Genomic DNA, 20,249 nt, shown 5'->3' with positions numbered 1-20,249 from the left:
AGTATATGGTAGGAGCCCATCCGATGTGTTTTCAAAAAACATTAGTTAAATAAGCGGCTGGCACGACGGGCAAATATGTGTGCCGCGTCCTGCAACAACCAGCTTTTCTAGTGGTGTGCCGCATGTTTTGCATTCCTCGCCCTTTCGTCCATAGACATTCAGTTCTAACTGAAACATGCCGATTTGCCCTTGAGAGTTAAGGTACGAACGAATCGTACTCCCACCTTTTTCCACCGCTTCACCCAATGTTGCAATGATTTCCGCATGCAACTTTTTGATTTCCGGCAAGGATAGTGAAGAAGCTACTCTCTCCGGATGGATACCGGAACGGAATAATGACTCGTCCACATATATATTCCCAATTCCAACGACTACCGTTTGATCAAGAAGAACCGGCTTGATTTTCCTGTTGGTTCTGGCCAATTTCGCACTTAGCCCCTCGACAGTAAAATCTTCAGATAACGGTTCAGGCCCTAAATGCAACAGCGGCAACCGCTCAAACTCTTCTCCTTTAGCAAATAGATGCATCGTTCCGAATTTCCGGACATCCCTGTACCGAAGTTCACTGCCATCCGTGAAAGTGAAGATCACATGTGTATGCTTATCGTATGGCTCTTCTTTTGGATGCACCCCGTATTTCCCCTCCATCCTTAAATGCGAAACCATCGAATAATCATCCAAGGTGAAAATGAGAAACTTGCCCCGACGGCCTATACTCTGAATCGTTTGCCCTCTTAAAGCATCCTGAAACTGTTCAACAGGCTCAGGCGCTTTAATGATCTTTGGCCAGAAGACAGACACTTCCTTGATCTCTTTTCCAAGTACGAGCTGCTCTAACGTTCTTCTGACTGTTTCCACTTCTGGAAGTTCTGGCATTACAATCACCTATCTTTTATTATTTGGCATCAAACCATGTTGGCCCGAAAGCATAATCCACTTTAAGGGGCACGTTCAATTCAATGGCATTTTCCATTTCCTCCGGAACGATCACCTTAAGGATTTCGAGTTCCTCGGGAGGAGTTTCAAAAATCAATTCATCATGCACCTGAAGAAGCATTCTCGTTTTCAGCCCTTCACTTTTCAGGCGCTTATTCATATTTATCATCGCAAGCTTGATGATATCCGCGGCACTGCCTTGAATCGGTGTGTTCATCGCTGTCCGTTCGGCAAAGCTCCTGATGTTGAAATTGCGGCTTGTAATCTCAGGAATATAGCGCCTTCTTTGCAGCAAAGTCGTGCTATACCCTTTTTGACGTGCCTCATGTATGCTTTCTTCCATATATTCCTGAACACCTGGAAAGCTCCTTAAATACTTCTCGATGAACTCTCCAGCTTCTTTTCTCGTGATGCCAAGGCTTTGCGATAGCCCGTAGTCACTTATACCATAAACGATTCCGAAGTTTACGGCTTTTGCTTGGCGCCTCATGTTTGACGTGACTTCCTCCGCCTTTACATGGAACACATCCATCGCAGTCCTTGTATGGATGTCCATCCCGGCCTGGAATGCTTCCACCAATCCGCTGTCATTGGCGATATGCGCCAGCACGCGTAACTCGATTTGCGAATAGTCCGCAGCAAAAATGATCCAATCCTTTTCGGAAGGAATGAAGGCCTGCCTGATTTTCCTGCCTTCTTCCAGTCTGATAGGGATGTTCTGCAGGTTGGGATCTGTAGAACTTAAGCGGCCGGTCTGGGTCAATGCTTGGTTGAACCGGGTGTGCACCTTGTCCGTTTTACCATTGACCACTTTGAGCAAGCCTTCAATATAAGTGGATTGCAACTTACCAAGCTGGCGGTACAGTAATATCTCCTTAACAATATCATGCTGGCTCTCCAGTTTTTCCAGTACATCGGCTGAAGTGGAATAACCTGTTTTGGTTTTCTTCATGACCGGAAGCTCCAACTTTTCAAAAAGGATGGCCCCAAGCTGTTTAGGTGAATTGATATTGAATGCCTCTCCAGCCAAATCAAAAATTCGTGCTTCAATGGTTCTTAAGCGAATGGCTAATTCCTGCCCCATGTTTTTCAGCCTGCCTATATCCACCTTGATGCCCTGCCATTCCATATTAGCCAGGATGATCGACAAAGGCAGCTCCAAGTCCGTTAACAGATGATATTGCTCGAACTCTTGCAGCTTATCGCTCATCGGTTCTTTAAGAGCAAGGATCGCCTTCGATTTTCTGGCGATATGCTCGCTCAATTCAGCTTGCCCTGGTATCTTGCGTTTTGCACCTTTCCCATAAAAAACATCATCTGTCTCAAGACGGATTGCACCTTGTGTTTTTGTGATCTCGGCCACTTCATCCACTGACTCTGCCGGATCCAGGATATAGGATGCCAAAAACACATCAAAATCGATGCCTTTTATTTCGACGCCTCTATGACGGAGTGCCACAACCGTACGCTTCGCATCGAAAACCGTTTTCTTTTTTGTTTCATCCTCTGCCCAAGTTTTAAATGCCGCGGAACTCAGAGCATCATCACCATGGAAGTAAAAATGACCTTGTTCATTACTGATAGCTATCCCTATAATATCTGCGCGATGATAATTATCTTCTAACGTTTCAACATATAAAGCACTTTCATCTGCAAACATTCCTTCTGTCATTTCACCCGTGTGAACCTCTATCTTTTCCTGTTCAAGAGGTACACTTTCCGTTACATCCAATTTATCGAGCAAAGTCGAAAAGCCTAGCTCTTTATAGAATGAGATGACTCGTTCCTGATTCATGCCGCTGTACTCGGTCTCGTTTACAGAAACTTCAAGCGGTGCTTCCCTCGTTATTGTAGCCAGCTCTTTACTTAATAGAGCCAGGTCTTTATGTTCCTCTATTTTCTCTTTCAATTTTTGTCCGCTTACCTCATCAATCGACTGCAGGAGGTTTTCAACCGTTTCAAATTGATGCAATAACTTAAGCGCAGTTTTTTCACCAACACCCGGTATGCCAGGAATATTGTCGGAGGCATCTCCCATCAGTCCTTTTAAATCAATGATCTGAAAGGGAGATAGACCGTATTTTTCATGTATATGCTTTGGAGTGTATTCCTCAATTTCAGTAATCCCCTTTTTAGTAATGGACACCGTCGTACTAGGGGAGGATAATTGTGTTAAATCCTTATCACCGGAAATGACCTTCACCTCAAAACCATCTTTTTCAGCTTGTAAAGACAGCGTCCCGATTATATCATCAGCTTCATAGTTCTCCAGTTCATACCTTTTTATTTGAAAACAATCAAGCAGCTCACGAATGAAAGGAAATTGCTCAGATAATTCAGGCGGCGTTTTTTGGCGTCCTCCTTTATATTCTTTAAATGACGCATGTCTGAATGTCGTTTTACCCGCATCGAATGCAACAAGTATGTGTGTTGGCTTTTCTTCTTCAAGAATGCGATTGAGCATCATGGTGAATCCGTAAACGGAATTCGTATGTACCCCCTTATCATTATTCAAGAGCGGAAGCGCAAAAAACGCACGGTAAGCAATGCTATTTCCATCTATGAGTACTAACTTTTTATCCAATTCCGTATTCCTCCAGTCATACAGGGTTATGTAGTTTTAGCTTCTATTTAAAAACGCAAAAAGCCGTTCATTTTCTTTCTCTATTCTACCATGAGTAGAAGCGGAAAGAAAAATGACGGCACTGCGGTTATTTAGTATTTCCCATTAACAAGCTGGCATATGGGGAATCCGACGGCAGAACGATGACCGTTTGATCTCCAATCGTTTTTTTGTAGGAGTCAAGAGTCCGGTATAGTTTATAGAATTCCGGATCTTTGGAAAACGACTTATTATAGATTATCGCTGCTTCCCCTTCTCCTTCAGCCCTGATCACTTCTGCATCAGCTTCTGCAGTCGAGAGCAATTCTTTCACTTTACGATCAGTATCCGCAATGATACGATTTTTCTTCGCATCACCTTTGGAAAGGTACTCTTGCGCTTTCGATTCCCGCTCTGAAATCATCCTCTTGAAGACGGATGCTTCATTTGCGGCTGGGAGGTCAGTCCGCTTTATCCGGACATCCGTCAGACTGATGCCATAACTGTCCTTTTGCAGCAGTTCGTTGACTTTTTCTGTTATACGGTCGTTTAAACTTCCCCTGGATGACTTCTCATCATTGATGATTTCATCATAATTCAGCTGGCCCAGCTCTGAACGAACTGCCGAATAAATGAACTCTTCCATTTTCGTTTCGGCATTCTGTAGTGTCCTTGCATTTGTAATCAATTTCTTCGGATCTTCTATTCTCCATACTGCATAGTTGTCGATCAGCATCCGCTTTTTATCTTTCGTATTGATTTCCGCCTCGGATACATCAGAACTCATCTGATACTTTGGCAAGGTCATGACGCTCTGAACGAATGGCACCTTCGCCTTCAAACCCGGGGTCTTATCAATTCTTACCACTTCACCGAATTGACGGACGACTTTATATTCGCCCTCTTTGACGATATATACATTGGTGAAGATGATTAACAGCAACGCGACGACAATAATGAGGAAAATGCCAACTTTCACGTATCCTCTCCAATGAAAATCACCTTTTTTCGACTCAGAGAAATCTATTATTTTTCCGCTCATTGTTTAGCGCCCCCTTCCCCCGCCGCTTTTTCTTCCGTCGCATTCCCTTTTTTCGTTTCTTCTTCTGGAGCAACGGCTTCATCAGATGCAGGCGTTTTTTTCGTTTCCTCTTTTTCAAGCGAGCGAAGCGGCAAGTACTTCATTGTGTTTCCATCATCATTCATGATATAAATCTCCGCATTCGGCAATACTCCTTCAAGGGTCTCCAGAACAAGGCGGTCCTTGGTAATCCCCTTATTGCCCTTATACTCACTTAGTAATTTTTCGAAGACGGCTACATCCCCACGAGCAGCTTCCGTACGGGCAGCTTTATCCCCATTGGCCTGTGAAATGATGGCGTCTTTTTCCCCTTCCGCTTCATTCATCCGTTTATTTTCATATTTATCCGCTTCGTTTATTTTCGTATTCGCCGTTTCCCTGGCATCCGTTACATTGGTGAATGCTTTCCGGACTTCTTCATTCGGTAGCTCCACATCCTGGAGTTTAACCGCAGATATCGAAATTCCGACATCATATTTCTCCAGTAGCTGTGACAATAACTCCCATACATCCGCTTCAATTTGCGCTTTACCGGATGTAAGTGCATCATCTATTTTCGTGCTGCCGATAATGCTCCGTAAGGCAGCTGAAGTCGTATCATATAATATTTTCTCTGGATCATCTGCATTGTATAGATATTTTGGAGGGTCTGTGATTTTCCATTGCACCACTAGGTCGGCTAGCACAATATTTTCATCACCCGTAATCATTTTGGTCTCACTCGGGTAATCCTTAACCTCTCCATCCTCTTCCTTATATCCAAATTTAAGGCTGAATGTTTCTTTCGATAATTTTTCAACCGATTGAATTGGCCAAGGCAGCTTAAAGTGAAGTCCTGGTTCTGTTATCGTCTGCTCCACCTTACCAAACGTCATTATGACAGCTTGATCGGATTCATCAACCGTGTACCAGGTCGATATCGCAACTACACCCAAAATTAAAATTAGAAAGACAAGTCCTATGATCGTATATATCCTTTTTAAGCTAACGATATGTATCACCCCTTCTTTGCCGTTATATCTTATTTACGCAAGAAAGGGCCTAAAGTTTCATGAAAATCAAATATTTTCCTAAGAAAACAGGATAGAGGAATGGTTCCCGGGGGAATAAGACAAAATTAAAAGACAGAGACTATGCGTCTCTGTCAATGTTTAACTCCTTGGATGAGGGGTTGTACAACCATTGTACCCCTGCATTATGAAGTCCGTTTTAAGAAATTGTAAAGGACATGTAAATTCACGACACCCGCTACATTTTTCCTTTTAAGCTTTTATTTAAAGTGACTGTAAAAGTCGTACCGGTTCCAGGTGTGCTTTCCACGTTGATTTTACCTTTATGGACTTCTATTATATGCTTGACGATTGCCAACCCAATGCCAGTTCCTCCTGAATCGCGGCTCCTTGCCTTATCGATCCGGTAAAACCGTTCAAAGATCCTTGGCAGTTCTTTTTCTTCGATGCCGATCCCGCTATCTTGAACTGCAATATCAACCGTCTGTTCATTCTCAATGATATTCACGGTGACCCTCCCGCCATTTGGGGTATAGGTCAATGCGTTCGTTATCAAATTAATGAAAACCTGTTTGATCCTGTCAGATTCCCCTTCAATGAATACAGGTTCCTGTGATGCTTTAATTTCAAGCGATACTTCTTTTTCTTTCAGCTTCCCAATAAGCATCTCTTGTATTTCGCCAAGTACTTTCGTAATATCCACGACACCTGCGTTCAAAACGAATTCCTGTTGCTCCATTTTTGATAAATTCAGAAGCTCCTGAATGAGTTCTTGCAGCCGATCACTTTCTTTCAAGATAATCGTTAAAAAGTGCTTTAAGGTCTTTTCGTCTTTTAAAGCCCCATCTAACAATGTTTCTGAAAAGCCTTTAATAGAAGTGATCGGGGTTCTCAATTCATGGGACACATTAGCCACGAAATCCTTCCGCATTTGCTCGAGCCTTTTCAATTCGGTAATATCATGGAAAATGAGGAGGATCCCCTTCCATTCATCATGATTCCCGATAATGGGAGCCCCGTAAATCTCAAAATGCTTACGTTCTAGTGCAAGTGGTATCTTCACCTGGCGTTTTATCGTTTTTTCCGTCCGAAAGATCTCTTCGATTATGGCAATCACTTCCTGATCTTTAATGACCGAGTAATATTCCTGAAACAAAAAAGTAGCGGAGTTTACATGGAAGCTTTTCTTGAATTCCCGGTTGATTAAGGTGGTATACCCTTTACTGTCTATGAGCAAGACACCGCTACCGATATTTTCAACAAGTACTTCCAAACGATCCTGATTCATTTCCCTTGCTATTTCAGTTTCCTGAAGATTCCTCGCCAATATGTTCAAGGAAGTTGTCAGCATTCCGGTTTCATCAGTTTGCCTCCCGAATGTCCGAGTTCCATAATTCCCTTTTGCCAGTTCGATGGCTGCCATCGTGGCCTCCTCGATCGGACGGGTATAATATGAAGTGATTTTACTCGCGAGCATGAGAATGATGATCAAGGCAACCCCTAAACAAATGATCAATATTTGCCACATTTGTTTATTCACTTGATGGATGGCCTCTATTTCATTGCTATGGACGACAAAACCTTCAATCTCGCCATCCTTTTCGACCGTCTTCCAATAATAATGGAGGTCCGATTCCCCTTCAACCACTTCAAACCCTTCCCCATACTTAAGCCCTTTTTCCAAAGTTATTTTGCGAAGGACCTTGGCATGGCTTTTAAGTATTTCATTTGATGATGTCGAATCGTATAATATTTCCCCACTCGTGGAGAGAATCGTTAAGTTCGAATCTAAAAGGGGTGTCAGTTTTGCCGTCTTCCCTTTTTCCAAAAAGGACACGATCCCCCCATGCTCTTGAATATATGTAGAAATGAAGAATGTTTCGTTCTGTATGCGCTCATTGAACGTTGTAATATAATAACTTTTGAACAAATGCCCCAATAAAAAGCCCACGGCCATCAGGACGACCATCACCAGCGTGATGAGGGTATATAAGAGCTTTTTACGATAGGTCGTCATTCTTTTTTAGGCTCCTCAAGCTTATACCCCAAGCCCCTTATCGTTTTGATATATAGAGGTTTTTTTGTATCCTTCTCTATTTTTTCACGAAGATGGCTAATATGCACATCGACGATTCTGGAATCTCCCGCGAAATCATAATTCCATACCGCACTGAGCAGTTGGTCCCTAGTCAATACTCTTCCTTTATTCTTTGCCAAGTATAAAAGTAATTCAAATTCTTTTGGAGTCAATTCTAATTGCTGTTCATCAAAGAATGCTTCGTACCGATCCGGGAATACTTTCAATTCCCCTAATTTCAAGAGACCTTCTTCCTGATCATTACCCGACTCACTGCCGTTCGATTGAAACTGGGATCTCCTTAATATGGCTTTAATCCGTGCTACTACCTCCCGCGGACTAAACGGTTTGGTTAAATAATCATCCGCTCCAAGTTCAAGTCCCAGCACTTTGTCAAATTCATCGTCCTTAGCAGTCAGCATCAAGATCGGTATATTGATTTTCTGCTGGCGAAGCTGTTTACATACTTCAAGCCCATCCATTTTAGGCAGCATCAAATCCAATACCACTAAATCGGGGCGTATGTCCACAGCAGCCTGTAGCCCTTGTTCTCCATCCAAAGCCGTGATTACCGAATAGCCTGCTTGTTCTAAATTGTACTGAAGTAAGGTAACTATTGATTGTTCATCATCCACTACGAGAATTTTCTTTGACATTAGATCCTCCTGAATTATGTATTACCCCATAGACCAAATTCTCAGTCTACTCATCCAATTCCATTATAAAGAATATTATATGAAATTTACACATAAAAAAACCGTATTGAAAGTTATTCCTACCTTAAGCAGGGGCTTATCGTCCCCGATTTCTTCCAACCGTCTTTTTTAAGCGGATAAAAAAACTGCCCAGGGCTGGAAAGATGGCCTTGGCCTTCCCTTCCAATATTCCGGGCAGTCTGATCAAGAGATAAGTTTTCACTATCTCTTATTGAAGAACTTGCATTACTGCTTTAACTGATTCAACTGATTTAGAAAGTGATGCTTTTTCGTCTTCAGTCAATTCAAGTTCGATGATTTGTTCGATACCATTTGCACCTAGTACAGTTGGCACGCCAAGATAGATCCCTTCGAATCCGTATTCGCCTTCAAGGTAAGCGATAGAAGGTAGAACGCGACGTTGGTCTTTAAGGATCGCTTCAGCCATTTCTACTAGAGAGGCAGCGGGTGCATAATACGCACTTCCGTTTCCAAGCAGGTTAACGATTTCTCCGCCACCAGTACGTGTACGGGCAACGATTGCTTCTAAACGATCTTGAGGAATCAATGTTTCCAAAGGAATTCCGCCAGCGTATGAGTAACGTACTAGAGGAACCATATCGTCCCCGTGTCCACCAAGAACGAAACCAGTTACATCTTTAACAGACAGGTTTAATTCTTGAGCTACGAAAGTACGGAAACGAGCTGTATCAAGAACACCAGATTGTCCAATTACGCGTTCTTTAGGGAAACCTGATTCTTTGTATACAGTGTAGGTCATTGCATCTACTGGGTTAGTTAATACGATGATTGTTGTATTTGGAGAATGTTTAACCACTTCTTTAGTTACAGATTTCATAACTTTTTGGTTAGTTTGAACTAAGTCGTCACGACTCATACCAGGTTTGCGAGCGATACCAGCAGTGATAATGACTACGTCAGAATCAGCTGTATCTGCATAGTCTGAGGTACCGATGATGTTAGCGTCGAAGCCTAGAACCGGGCCTGCTTCCGCCATATCAAGCGCTTTACCTTTTGTAGGGTTTTCAGCTTGTGGAATATCAACTAAAACGATATCACCAAGTTCTTTTTGAGCTGCTAGAAAAGCTGCTGTAGCACCAGTGAAACCGGCACCAACTACTGTAATTTTTTTGCGTTTAGACATGTCATTTCCTCCTTAAAATATGCAAATATTTTTGGAAAACTTTTAACGTCTTTATCCACACATATATATATAAAGCCCTCTGAAAAAGAAGACCATATCGGGCTCTTTTCCAGAAAGCATCATAAGTAAAAATTATTTAAGGTTTTTGATAAGTTCGTCAGCGAACTCAGAACATTTAACTTCTGTTGCACCTTCCATTAGGCGGGCAAAGTCATATGTAACGACTTTAGAAGCAATTGTTTGTTCCACTGATTTTGTAATGCTGTCTGCAGCTTCATTCCATCCAAGATGTTCAAGTAAAAGAACGCCTGAAAGAAGTACTGAAGATGGGTTAACTTTATCAAGACCAGCATATTTAGGAGCCGTTCCGTGAGTTGCTTCGAAGATGGCATGTCCAGTTTCGTAGTTGATGTTTGCTCCTGGAGCGATACCGATTCCGCCAACTTGTGCAGCTAATGCATCAGAAATGTAATCTCCGTTCAAGTTCATTGTTGCAACAACATCAAACTCTTTAGGACGAGTCAGGATTTGTTGTAAGAAGATATCAGCAATGGAATCTTTAACGATGATTTTGCCTTCAGCTTCAGCAGCAGATTGTGCTTTGTTAGCAGCTTCAGTGCCTTCAGCATCTTTAATTTTGTCATATTGGTTCCATGTGAACACTTTATCGGCGAATTCTTGTTCTGCAACTTCATAACCCCAAGTTTTGAATGCACCTTCCGTGAATTTCATGATGTTACCTTTATGAACAAGAGTTAATGATTTACGGCCTTCTTTGATCGCATAGTTAAGTGCTGAGCGAACAAGACGTTTTGTTCCTTCTTCAGAAATCGGTTTAATTCCGATACCTGAAGTTTCAGGGAAACGAATGTTTGTAACACCGAATTCATTTTGTAGGAAGTCGATTAATTTCTTAGCTTGGTCAGAACCTTTTGCATATTCGATACCAGCATAGATGTCTTCAGTATTTTCACGGAAGATGACCATGTCAGTGTCTTCAGGACGTTTAACTGGTGAAGGCACACCATCAAAGTAACGTACTGGACGAAGACATACGAATAAGTCCAATACTTGACGCAATGCAACGTTCAATGAGCGGATACCGCCACCGATTGGAGTTGTAAGAGGTCCTTTAATAGCGATTAGATATTCGTTAATGACATCAAGAGTTTCTTGTGGAAGCCATTCGCCTGTTTGGTCAAATGCCTTTTGTCCAGCTAAAACTTCTTTCCATTCGATTTTCTTTTCGCCGTTGTAAGCTTTTTCAACTGCTGCGTCTAAAACGCGAGAAGCTGCTGCCCAGATATCAGGACCGATTCCGTCTCCCTCAATATAAGGAACGATTGGATTGTTTGGTACGTTAAGAGCACCGTTAGTAACTGTGATTTTTTGGCTTTGTGTCATGTCTCTTACCTCCGATTCAAATTCAAAGGTTAGATGGCCTGCCATTAAACGAGGCAGAACCACTAACCCTTTTTACTCACATCTATTAATTTACTACAAAATCGATGAAATAAAAAATAATTTTTGAAAAACTTTTAATTAGCGTTCTTCAATCGGTACATATTTTTGCATACCTGGTCCAACATACTCTGCACGCGGACGGATTAGGCGGTTGTTTGAATATTGCTCAAGGATATGAGCGATCCAGCCTGAAGCACGGCTTACTGCAAAGATTGGTGTAAATAGGTCATGCTCGATACCTAAACTATGGTATACGGAAGCAGAATAAAAATCTACGTTTGGCGGAAGATTTTTTTGACCAGTTACGATTTCATGAATTTTAATGGACATATCATAATATTGTGGTTGTCCAGTAAGTTCAGTCAATTTTTGGGACATTTCTTTAAGGTGTTTAGCACGTGGATCACCTTTACGGTATACACGGTGGCCAAAGCCCATGATTTTTTCTTTATTGGCTAATTTTTCGTTGATATATGGCTCAACGTTATCAACTGAACCAATTTCAGTAAGCATTTTCATGACTTGTTCGTTAGCTCCGCCGTGAAGTGGGCCTTTTAAAGCGCCGATGGCAGAAGTTACGCCAGAATAGATATCGGATAATGTAGCCACACAAACGCGTGCAGTGAATGTAGAAGCGTTTAATTCATGGTCAGCATGAAGAACCAATGCTTTGTTGAATGCTTCTTCTTCGATTGCCGTTGGTTCATTACCGCTTAACATATATAAGAAGTTAGCAGCAAAGCTTAAATCTGTACGTGGTGCAACCGCTTCTTTTCCTTGACGGATGCGAGCGAAAGTTGTTACCAATGTAGGGATTTTTGCTTGGATGCGGATTGCTTTACGATAGTTAGCGTCTTCACTCATTACATCTGCTTCTTCATCATAAAGACCAAGAAGAGAAACAGCTGTGCGAAGAGCTCCCATTGGATGTACTTTATCAATTGGGTATGTTTTGAAATGATTAACCACTTCTGCTGGAATTGCAGCATTTTCAGCAAGTTGTTTAGTTAATTCTTTTAGTTGGCTTTTGTTTGGAAGAGCTCCGTGCCATAAAAGATAGATTACTTCCTCGAACGTTGCATTTACAGCCAAATCGTCGATGTCATAACCTACATACGTTAATGTATCATCGATAATGGAGCTTACTGATGAAGTTGTTGCTACCACACCTTCAAGACCTTTTGTTGCTGTCATACTAAATCTCTCCTTTTCCTAAGTATTCCCCTATACCCTTGCTCATTGCGTATAAATATAGCGCTTCCAAGGAAATTAGCTATTCTGGATACAACCATCTATTTTTTAGCAGAAGACATACATCTTGTATTGGAAGCGTTCACGAAATATGACCCCAACAATCGTAAAATGTACGATAATCTTTTATACGAAATCCTAAAAATAATGCTTGTAGCTATTCCTATTGAGCGCTTGCTCAATAACTACATCTTTTTTTAAGGTTCCTCAAAAATATCAATGATATTCTGAATCCTATTTTTAATAAAACAGAGCAGTTACATGATTATTATAAACAATAAACACTTTTTTGGGAATGAAAAGCAACTAAAATGTGAAAAAATTATTATTTCATTAGAAAAATTAGCTACATATTCTCTTGCTTTTTTTTATGTAATCCAAAACGTTTTTTTGAAAATTTGTCGCAAAGCAGAAGAAACGAAACATTAAATAGAAAATTTCCATTCCCAAGATTGACGAGCTCTTTTCCCCTCCGCCACTCGCTTCATTTAAAAAAATTGAAGATCTGCATGCATAAATAAGCAATTCCTGCCCCGATTAACGGACCGACAGCCACACCTTTGAATAATGCGACAGCAAGAATCGTCCCAAAAACAAGAGCCGTGGTAATATGCGGATCATGTGACAGGAGTGTAATCCCATTTTTTGCTATTAGTGCAACCGCTATTCCGGATGCAAGCGCAATCCAGGCATAAGGTGATTTAATGGCGTCCCCAAGTTCCTTGAAACCAATCGCCCCATTCGCTATTGGAATGAGTACGGATATCGTGATGATTGTAACGCCCAAGTTGATTCCCTTCGCTTCCAGATATGGGAACACTTTAGCGTCAAGGCCAATCAGTTTCATGCTTAAAAGAAAACCTGCAGCCATGATCAGTGACATATTTTTCCCAAACCAACCGATTGCTGCAAGTAAAATTAAAAATACGACAGGACCGTTGATCATTCTCCCTTCACCTTCTTTCTTCTTTTTTTGTTATTTTAACATAACAAACTCCTCTCTTTCCTAAGAAGAGATCGATTTATGGAGCTATGTATTCCGCGGGAAAAAGTTAAGCAGAATGAAGAAAGATTCTTTCCTTTCTTTTCCATCATCGTTACAATTATAATACAAACTTTATGATAGAAGGAGGATATGTCTTGAATCCAGTATATATGTATCGTTTCATTCGTTCTTTACTGGTAGTCGGAGGAATAATTTTAGGTGGAATTGCCTTGTTTTATTTATCTAAGTATACATATCCATTCATTATTGCCATGATAATCGCTTTCCTGATGAACCCCCTGGTCACTTTTTTCGAAAAGAAAGGAAGGCTGCCAAGGGGATTGGCTGTGTTCATTTCCCTTTTGCTCATTTTCCTTTTATTTGCGGGTCTAATTACCTTACTGGTCACCGAGATCATTTCAGGGACCAATTACCTTGCCGGAGTCATACCACAACACATTGAAACGATCGTGGACTTTATAGAAACATACATCACGTCAACCATCATCCCTTTATATAATCAAATAGCTGCCATGTTCAATAATTTGGATATCGAACAGCAAGACACAGTCCTCAAGAATATCCAAAATATCGGTGAATCCATCACTACCGGAGTAAGCGGCTTCATTCAAGCGTTCTTGAAGAACATTCCCGCAATCATCGGATGGTTTCCAACTACGGCAACAGCACTCCTTTTTACCCTACTGGGCACTTTCTTCATCAGCAAAGATTGGGATACCTTTGGCCGTATGACAGGAAAAGTGTTGCCTGATAAGATTTTTTCGGGTGCCAAGCGTTTATTCAGGGATTTAAAACGGGCTTTATTTGGTTTTATCCGTGCACAATTCACTCTTGTTTCATTGACGACTGTCACGATTTTAATCGGCTTTCTCATCTTAAGGGTGAATTATTCAATTACCATTGCCCTAATATGCGGACTGGTCGATATCATTCCCTATTTAGGGACAGGGACGATTTTCATTCCTTGGATCATCTTTGAATTCATTGCTGGAAATACAAGTCTCGCAATCGGTTTATCCGTCCTGTACATAATCGTTGTTGTCCAGCGCCAATTAATAGAGCCAAAAGTTCTTTCTTCCAGTATTGGTTTGGATCCGCTCGCCACTCTCATCGCCTTGTTCATCGGCTTCAAATTGATCGGTTTCCTTGGGCTGATTGCAGGGCCTGTCGTGCTTGTCATATTCAATACACTTCAGCGTGCCAATGTCTTTAAGGCCATATGGTCTTTCATCATCGGGCAAGATACAAAGAGAACCATATAAAGTAATCCAGCATATCTTATAGCATTCTCCCATCCCATATAATAATCCGCCTCGGGTACGAGGCGGATTTTTGGTTTCAAGCCTTTATTTTGATGTCTCGAATTGTTCTGTTTCAGTAGATCCTGCAAGTGCTGTTGTGGATGATGTTCCACCAGAAACGACTTGTGCCACTTCATCAAAATAACCAGTTCCCACTTCACGTTGATGGCGTGTGGCTGTATAGCCGTCGGGTTCACTGGCGAACTCTGCTTGTTGAAGTTCTGAGTATGCAGCCATGCCGCGGTCTTTATAACCAAGAGCAAGATTGAACATGCTATGATTCAATGAGTGGAAGCCAGCAAGGGTAACGAATTGGAACTTATAACCCAATTTACCCAATTCAACTTGGTAGTTGGCAATTTCTTCATCACTTAATTTAGCTTTCCAGTTAAATGATGGGGAGCAATTGTAAGCAAGGAGCTTACCCGGGAACTTTGCATGGATCGCTTCAGCAAAGCGACGAGCATCCGCTAGATTAGGTTCAGAAGTCTCACACCAGATAAGGTCGGCATATGGTGCATAAGCAAGGCCGCGTGCAATTGCTTGATCAAGACCTGCGTTGGTGCGGTAGAATCCTTCCGGAGTCCTTTCGCCAGTGATGAAAGGTGCATCGACCGGATCGATATCATCGGTGATCAAATCTGCAGCATCAGCATCCGTACGGGCAATTAAGATAGTCGGTGTACCCATTACGTCGGCTGCCAATCGGGCGGAAACCAAATTACGTACTGCCGTTTGGGTTGGCAGAAGAACTTTACCCCCTAGGTGACCACATTTTTTCTCTGAAGAAAGCTGGTCTTCAAAGTGAACGCCTGCTGCTCCAGCTTCAATCATGCCTTTCATTAATTCGAAGACGTTAAGGGAACCGCCAAAACCGGCTTCAGCATCCGCTACGATTGGAGCGAACCAATCGATATCCTCTTTTCCTTCAGCATAGCTGATTTGGTCTGCACGCTGAAGTGTCTGATTAATGCGTTTAACCACTTGCGGCACGGAGTTGGCTGGATATAAACTTTGGTCAGGGTACATTTGCCCTGCGATGTTAGCATCGGCCGCCACTTGCCAGCCGCTTAGGTAGATTGCTTTTAAACCAGCTTTCACCTGCTGCATTGCTTGGTTACCAGTCAATGCTCCTAATGCATTGATGAAATCCTCTGTATTTAATAGATTCCATAGTTTCTCAGAACCACGGCGTGCCAGTGTTTGTTCAATATCAATGGAACCTCTTAATTTAATAACTTCTTCCGCCGTATAAGGACGTTTAATCCCAGTCCACCGTGAGTCATTTTCCCAGTTTTGTTGTAATTGTTGCGCTCTTTCATTCATCATTATAGTTTCCTCCTATTTTATATAAAATATTTTAAATATTAAGATAATTGTTCGTATGCCGGATTGGTTAAGAAATCTGCAAAGTCATCCGCTTCAATCAATTCTTCGAATAGTTTAGTAGACTCTTCAAACTTTCCTGATTTGAAAGCTTCTTCCCCTACTTCCGATTTAATGACCGCCACTTCTTCCTCTTTAATCTGATGGAATAATTCTTCGGTTATTTTCCTGCCATCTTCGAGAATGCCTTTTGGATGACGGATCCATTGCCAGACTTGTGCTCTTGAAATTTCAGCCGTCGCTGCATCTTCCATTAAATTATTAATGGGCGCCGCCCCTCTGCCGCTTAACCATGAGGCAATATATTGGATGCCGACGTTAATGTTCGTCCTTAATCCTGCCTCCGTAATCGTTCCTTTGGGCACAGCCAGCAACTCTTGCGCTGTTACATGGACATCTTCTCGTTTTCGGAAAATTTGATTCGGCTTTGGAACAAGCAGGTCAAAAACCTCTTTTGCGATGCTTACCATACCTGGGTGGGCAACCCATGTTCCATCATGACCGTCTCTTGCTTCGCGTTCTTTATCTGCCCGGACTTTCGCAAAAGCCTCATCATTCTTAACCGGGTCATTTTTAACTGGAATTTGCGCTGCCATCCCGCCAATTGCCGGAGCATTACGAGTGTGGCATGTTTTGATTGCCAATAAGGAATACGCTCTCATGTTCGGGACGGTCATCGTCACCTGCAACCGGTCAGGGAAGATAACATCATCCGATTGACGGAATTTTTTCAGGAAACTGAAGATATAATCCCAGCGGCCACAGTTCAGGCCTGCAGAATGTTCTTTTAGCTCGTACAGAATTTCATCCATTTCGAATGCGGCAAGTATCGTTTCAATCAAGACCGTTGCCTTAATGGTTCCTTGCGGAATTCTTAAATCGTTCTGTGCATATACGAATATTTCATTCCATAATCTTGCTTCCAGGTGGCTTTCCATTTTTGGTAAGTAAAAGTATGGACCGCTTTGTTTTTCGACCAATGCTTTTGCGTTGTGATAAAAGTACAGTCCAAAGTCAAAAATGCTGGCTGATATTGGCTGTCCATCCAAAAGGACATGTTTTTCCTCCAAATGCCAGCCACGTGGCCTTACCTTTAGGACAGCTGTTCTTTCATTTAATTCATACACTTTGCCATTTGGATTTTTAAATGAAATGGTTCCGCGGATTGCATCGCGCAAATTCAATTGACCATCCACGCAATTCTCCCAAGTAGGTGAGTTGGCGTCTTCAAAATCAGCCATGAATACATTGGCACCTGAGTTCATTGCATTAATAATCATTTTACGATCAACAGGTCCAGTGATTTCAACCCTGCGGTCCTGCAAATCATTCGGGAGGGGCCCAATCGTCCAATCACTTTCACGAATATGCTTCGTTTCTTCAAGGAAATCAGGAAGCTTGCCTTGATTCAGTTCTTCCTGAACGATTTTCCTCCGTTCTAGAAGTTCTGCCCTTCTTCCACTGAAATGCCGTTCAATTCTTTCGATGAATTGAAGAGCTTCCGTTGTAAGTATTTGTTCATATCCTGGCTTAATGTTGCCTGTAATTTGTAAGCCTTTTGCTTCCGTAATCATGTTGCCTCTCCACATCCTTTCCAACTCTTCTATGTTATAATACAGTTGTTTTATTTCTTGTTTGTATTATATAACACGTTGTATAAATTTGTCACCAGTTTTTTCTAAAAAGTTTCAAGAAAAATCATTTCTTACATGAAAAAGCCTGATTTATCCATGTTTTCGTTGGGGTAATGGATAAAAAATCCTGTTATTATACACTACTTCACTTTCATCCGAATTCTTCAATTATGGTGAAACAGACAAAACCGATTATCTCCCTATGGAGCCTATGAAAAAACCTTGGATGCTTTTGAAGACTTCTTTTTTCCAGACCAAAAAGGCTGCCTAAAAGCTAGAGCTTTTAGGCAGCCTTATATTATTTATGCCGAATGATGGTGACTTTCCCTTTATTCATCCTATTCATGATAAACCGGATAACAATCGGTTTGAGGAGATTCCGGGTTGGCGGAAATACAAGGAGCAATCCCATGATATCCGAGATGAGGCCAGGGGACAGCAACAGTGCAGCTCCGATAAAGATACAGATTCCATCAATGATTTCATTTCCTGGCATCATTCCGTAACGAATCTGTTCCTGTGCCCTTTTCCATGTTTCCATCCCTTGCCGTTTAGCCAAATAGGCTCCGATTAAACCTGTGGCTACAATCAGGAACAGCGTTGGCCAAAAACCAATCATATTGCCTGACAGCAATAGGACAATGATTTCAATGACCGGCATCGCAATGATAAACAATAAAAAATATTTCATCTACATTCCTCCTGCACAGCCCATTTCTGGTGCGGTACATCCATCTTACCTCATTGGCACGGAATCAGCCAAAATTTCGTTTTACAAAACGTTGGCATGTCCATCATAAATGACTCCACGACCTGCATCGACCGTTATTCTTTGCCCATCCGTGAAAACTTTGGTCGCGTTTTCCGCCCCAACGATGACCGGAATGCCCAATGTGACTCCTACAACAGCTGCATGGCTTGTCAAACCGCCTTCTTCCGTTATCAATGCCGCACACTTTTCAATCGCTGGCATCATATCGCGGTCCGAACCAATTGTAACCAGTACAGAGCCTTCGGTCACTTTTTCCAAAGCTTCCTTGGCATTCTTAGCTACAACCACTTCACCTTTCGCAGATTTCCTGCCGATTCCTTGAGCCTTCAAAAGAACCTCCCCTAACACATGAATTTTCATCAAGTTAGTCGTACCTGTTTCACCAACTGGCACACCGGCTGTTATGACGACTAAATCCCCGTGGGACACTAAGCCGGAATGCAAGCTTTCATCAATAGCAGTTTGAAGCATCTCATCGGTAGTCGTCGCTTTGGGACCGATCTGCGGGTAGACTCCCCAAGCCAGTGCAAGCCGTCTTGAAACATGATCATTGGATGTAACGGCAATGATCGGTGCTTTAGGGCGGTATTTAGAAATCATCCTTGCCGTATGGCCACTTTCGGTAGGGGTGATGATTGCTCCGGCATTAAGATTAAGCGCGGTGTGGGCAACGGATTGACCAATTGCATCCGTAACATTATGACGGTTCACTTTGCTTCTGACTGATAATATATCCCGATAATCAAGGGCAGTTTCAGCACGTGAAGCAATGTTATGCATCGTTTGAACAGCCTCTACAGGGTAGGTTCCAGCAGCCGTTTCACCAGAAAGCATGATGGCATCCGTTCCATCAAATATGGCATTGGCTACGTCACTTGCTTCTGCGCGGGTCGGCCTTGGGTTACGCTGCATCGAATCGAGCATTTGTGTCGCCGTTATGACTGGTTTCCCGGCATTGTTACATTTTTTAATCATTTGTTTTTGGACTAATGGCACTTCTTCTGCAGGAATTTCCACTCCCAAGTCGCCACGGGCTACCATCAAACCATCTGAAACTTCCAAGATTTCATCAAGCCGGTCTACACCCTCTTGATTTTCAATTTTAGGGATGATTTGAATATGCTCCGCTCTATTCTGCTGCAATAATTCACGCACTTCAAGTACATCGGAAGCCCTGCGAACAAATGAGGCAGCAACAAAGTCGATACCCTGTTCGATTCCAAAAAGAATATCCTGTTCATCTTTCTCCGTTATGCCAGGCAGGTTAACAGAAACACCTGGAACATTTACGCCTTTTTTGTTCTTAAGTGTACCGCTATTCAATATTTTGGTAATGATTTCTTTTCTTACCTCATCTATTTTCATCACTTCAAGACCGATCAATCCATCATCCAAAAGGATTTTAGATCCTGGATGGACATCATACAGAAGCCCTTCATAGGTAATTGAGAATTTTTCAGGTGTTCCCAGGACTTCATTCATGGAAATAATGACATCATTGCCGGCTACCAGCTCTATGGAGTCATTTTCCATATTATTTGTCCGTATTTCAGGTCCTTTTGTATCCAGCAGGATAGCAACCTGTTTACCTGCTTCTTCACCCGCTTCCCTGATATTGCGGATTCTAGCGGCATGTTCTTCATGATTTCCATGAGAAAAATTAAGCCGAGCTACATTCATCCCCGCTTCTATTAATTGAACCAGCTTTTCTATACTTTCACTTGCGGGGCCAATCGTACAAACAATCTTGGTTTTTCGCATGGTGTCATCCTCCTTTAAGGAAAAATCGCCTCCTGCCCACCTTTTGAAGACAGGGAGCGTAGTGTTATAAGTCTCTTCTTACATATACCCAATTCTTTAGATAGCAAT

General features: G+C 42.1%; 15 protein-coding genes. 1 reads left to right on the top strand and 14 read right to left on the bottom strand.

The genetic code is table 11. The features are described 5' to 3' along the window. Positions 1–45 precede the first annotated feature (45 nt). The 10 genes from mutM to ACQKKK_RS00985 form a co-directional block, all read right to left on the bottom strand. Positions 46–876, bottom strand: a complete 831-nt coding sequence (gene mutM, locus ACQKKK_RS01030; RefSeq protein ID WP_427613424.1) for a DNA-formamidopyrimidine glycosylase — start codon at positions 874–876, stop codon at positions 46–48. Between the two features lie 19 nt (positions 877–895). Beyond that, complete coding sequence (polA, locus tag ACQKKK_RS01025; protein ID WP_427613423.1) at positions 896–3,520, bottom strand: DNA polymerase I; 2,625 nt, start codon at positions 3,518–3,520, stop codon at positions 896–898. A 127-nt stretch (positions 3,521–3,647) separates the two neighbouring features. After that, entirely contained in the window at positions 3,648–4,580 is a 933-nt protein-coding gene (gene hflC / locus ACQKKK_RS01020; protein WP_427613422.1) for a protease modulator HflC, read from the bottom strand. Then, a complete protein-coding gene (gene hflK / locus ACQKKK_RS01015; RefSeq protein WP_427614039.1) occupies positions 4,577–5,611 on the bottom strand; it encodes an FtsH protease activity modulator HflK in 1,035 nt (344 codons plus the stop codon). Before hflK ends, hflC begins: the two co-directional genes overlap by 4 nt. 256 nt (positions 5,612–5,867) lie before the next feature. After that, positions 5,868–7,646: a two-component system histidine kinase PnpS gene (gene pnpS / locus ACQKKK_RS01010; RefSeq protein WP_427613420.1), complete on the bottom strand. Its 1,779-nt coding sequence runs from the start codon at positions 7,644–7,646 to the stop codon at positions 5,868–5,870. Beyond that, positions 7,643–8,362, bottom strand: a complete 720-nt coding sequence (locus tag ACQKKK_RS01005) for a response regulator transcription factor (RefSeq protein ID WP_427613418.1) — start codon at positions 8,360–8,362, stop codon at positions 7,643–7,645. Before ACQKKK_RS01005 ends, pnpS begins: the two co-directional genes overlap by 4 nt. Positions 8,363–8,630: 268 nt before the next feature. Next, positions 8,631–9,566: a malate dehydrogenase gene (mdh, locus tag ACQKKK_RS01000; RefSeq protein WP_427613417.1), complete on the bottom strand. Its 936-nt coding sequence runs from the start codon at positions 9,564–9,566 to the stop codon at positions 8,631–8,633. A 132-nt stretch (positions 9,567–9,698) separates the two neighbouring features. Beyond that, positions 9,699–11,015: an NADP-dependent isocitrate dehydrogenase gene (gene icd, locus ACQKKK_RS00995; protein WP_427614037.1), complete on the bottom strand. Its 1,317-nt coding sequence runs from the start codon at positions 11,013–11,015 to the stop codon at positions 9,699–9,701. Positions 11,016–11,108: 93 nt separating this feature from the next. After that, entirely contained in the window at positions 11,109–12,224 is a 1,116-nt protein-coding gene (citZ, locus tag ACQKKK_RS00990) for a citrate synthase (protein ID WP_427613416.1), read from the bottom strand. A 541-nt stretch (positions 12,225–12,765) separates the two neighbouring features. Further along, positions 12,766–13,227, bottom strand: coding sequence for a DUF441 domain-containing protein (locus tag ACQKKK_RS00985; RefSeq protein WP_125160139.1), 462 nt, complete (start codon positions 13,225–13,227; stop codon positions 12,766–12,768). Between the two features lie 194 nt (positions 13,228–13,421). Between ACQKKK_RS00985 and ytvI the strand changes: the two genes are divergently transcribed. Further along, a complete protein-coding gene (ytvI, locus tag ACQKKK_RS00980; RefSeq protein WP_427613414.1) occupies positions 13,422–14,549 on the top strand; it encodes a sporulation integral membrane protein YtvI in 1,128 nt (375 codons plus the stop codon). 84 nt (positions 14,550–14,633) lie between these two features. On the opposite strand, the gene aceA is transcribed toward ytvI, so the two are convergent. The 4 genes from aceA to pyk form a co-directional block, all read right to left on the bottom strand. Next, the gene (gene aceA / locus ACQKKK_RS00975; protein WP_427613412.1) at positions 14,634–15,917 is read right to left on the bottom strand and encodes an isocitrate lyase; all 1,284 of its coding nucleotides are present in this window, start codon (positions 15,915–15,917) and stop codon (positions 14,634–14,636) included. Positions 15,918–15,955: 38 nt separating this feature from the next. Continuing rightward, positions 15,956–17,548: a malate synthase A gene (aceB, locus tag ACQKKK_RS00970; RefSeq protein ID WP_427613411.1), complete on the bottom strand. Its 1,593-nt coding sequence runs from the start codon at positions 17,546–17,548 to the stop codon at positions 15,956–15,958. A 358-nt stretch (positions 17,549–17,906) separates the two neighbouring features. After that, the gene (locus tag ACQKKK_RS00965) at positions 17,907–18,299 is read right to left on the bottom strand and encodes an FxsA family protein (protein ID WP_125160143.1); all 393 of its coding nucleotides are present in this window, start codon (positions 18,297–18,299) and stop codon (positions 17,907–17,909) included. A gap of 81 nt (positions 18,300–18,380) precedes the next feature. After that, a complete protein-coding gene (gene pyk / locus ACQKKK_RS00960; protein ID WP_427613410.1) occupies positions 18,381–20,141 on the bottom strand; it encodes a pyruvate kinase in 1,761 nt (586 codons plus the stop codon). Positions 20,142–20,249: the final 108 nt, after the last annotated feature.

The organism is Peribacillus sp. NPDC006672 (assembly GCF_050274955.1).
Taxonomy (GTDB): Bacteria; Bacillota; Bacilli; order Bacillales; family DSM-1321; genus Peribacillus.
The sequence above is the reverse complement of the archived record's forward strand: the minus strand, read 5'-3'. Positions and strand labels throughout refer to the sequence as shown.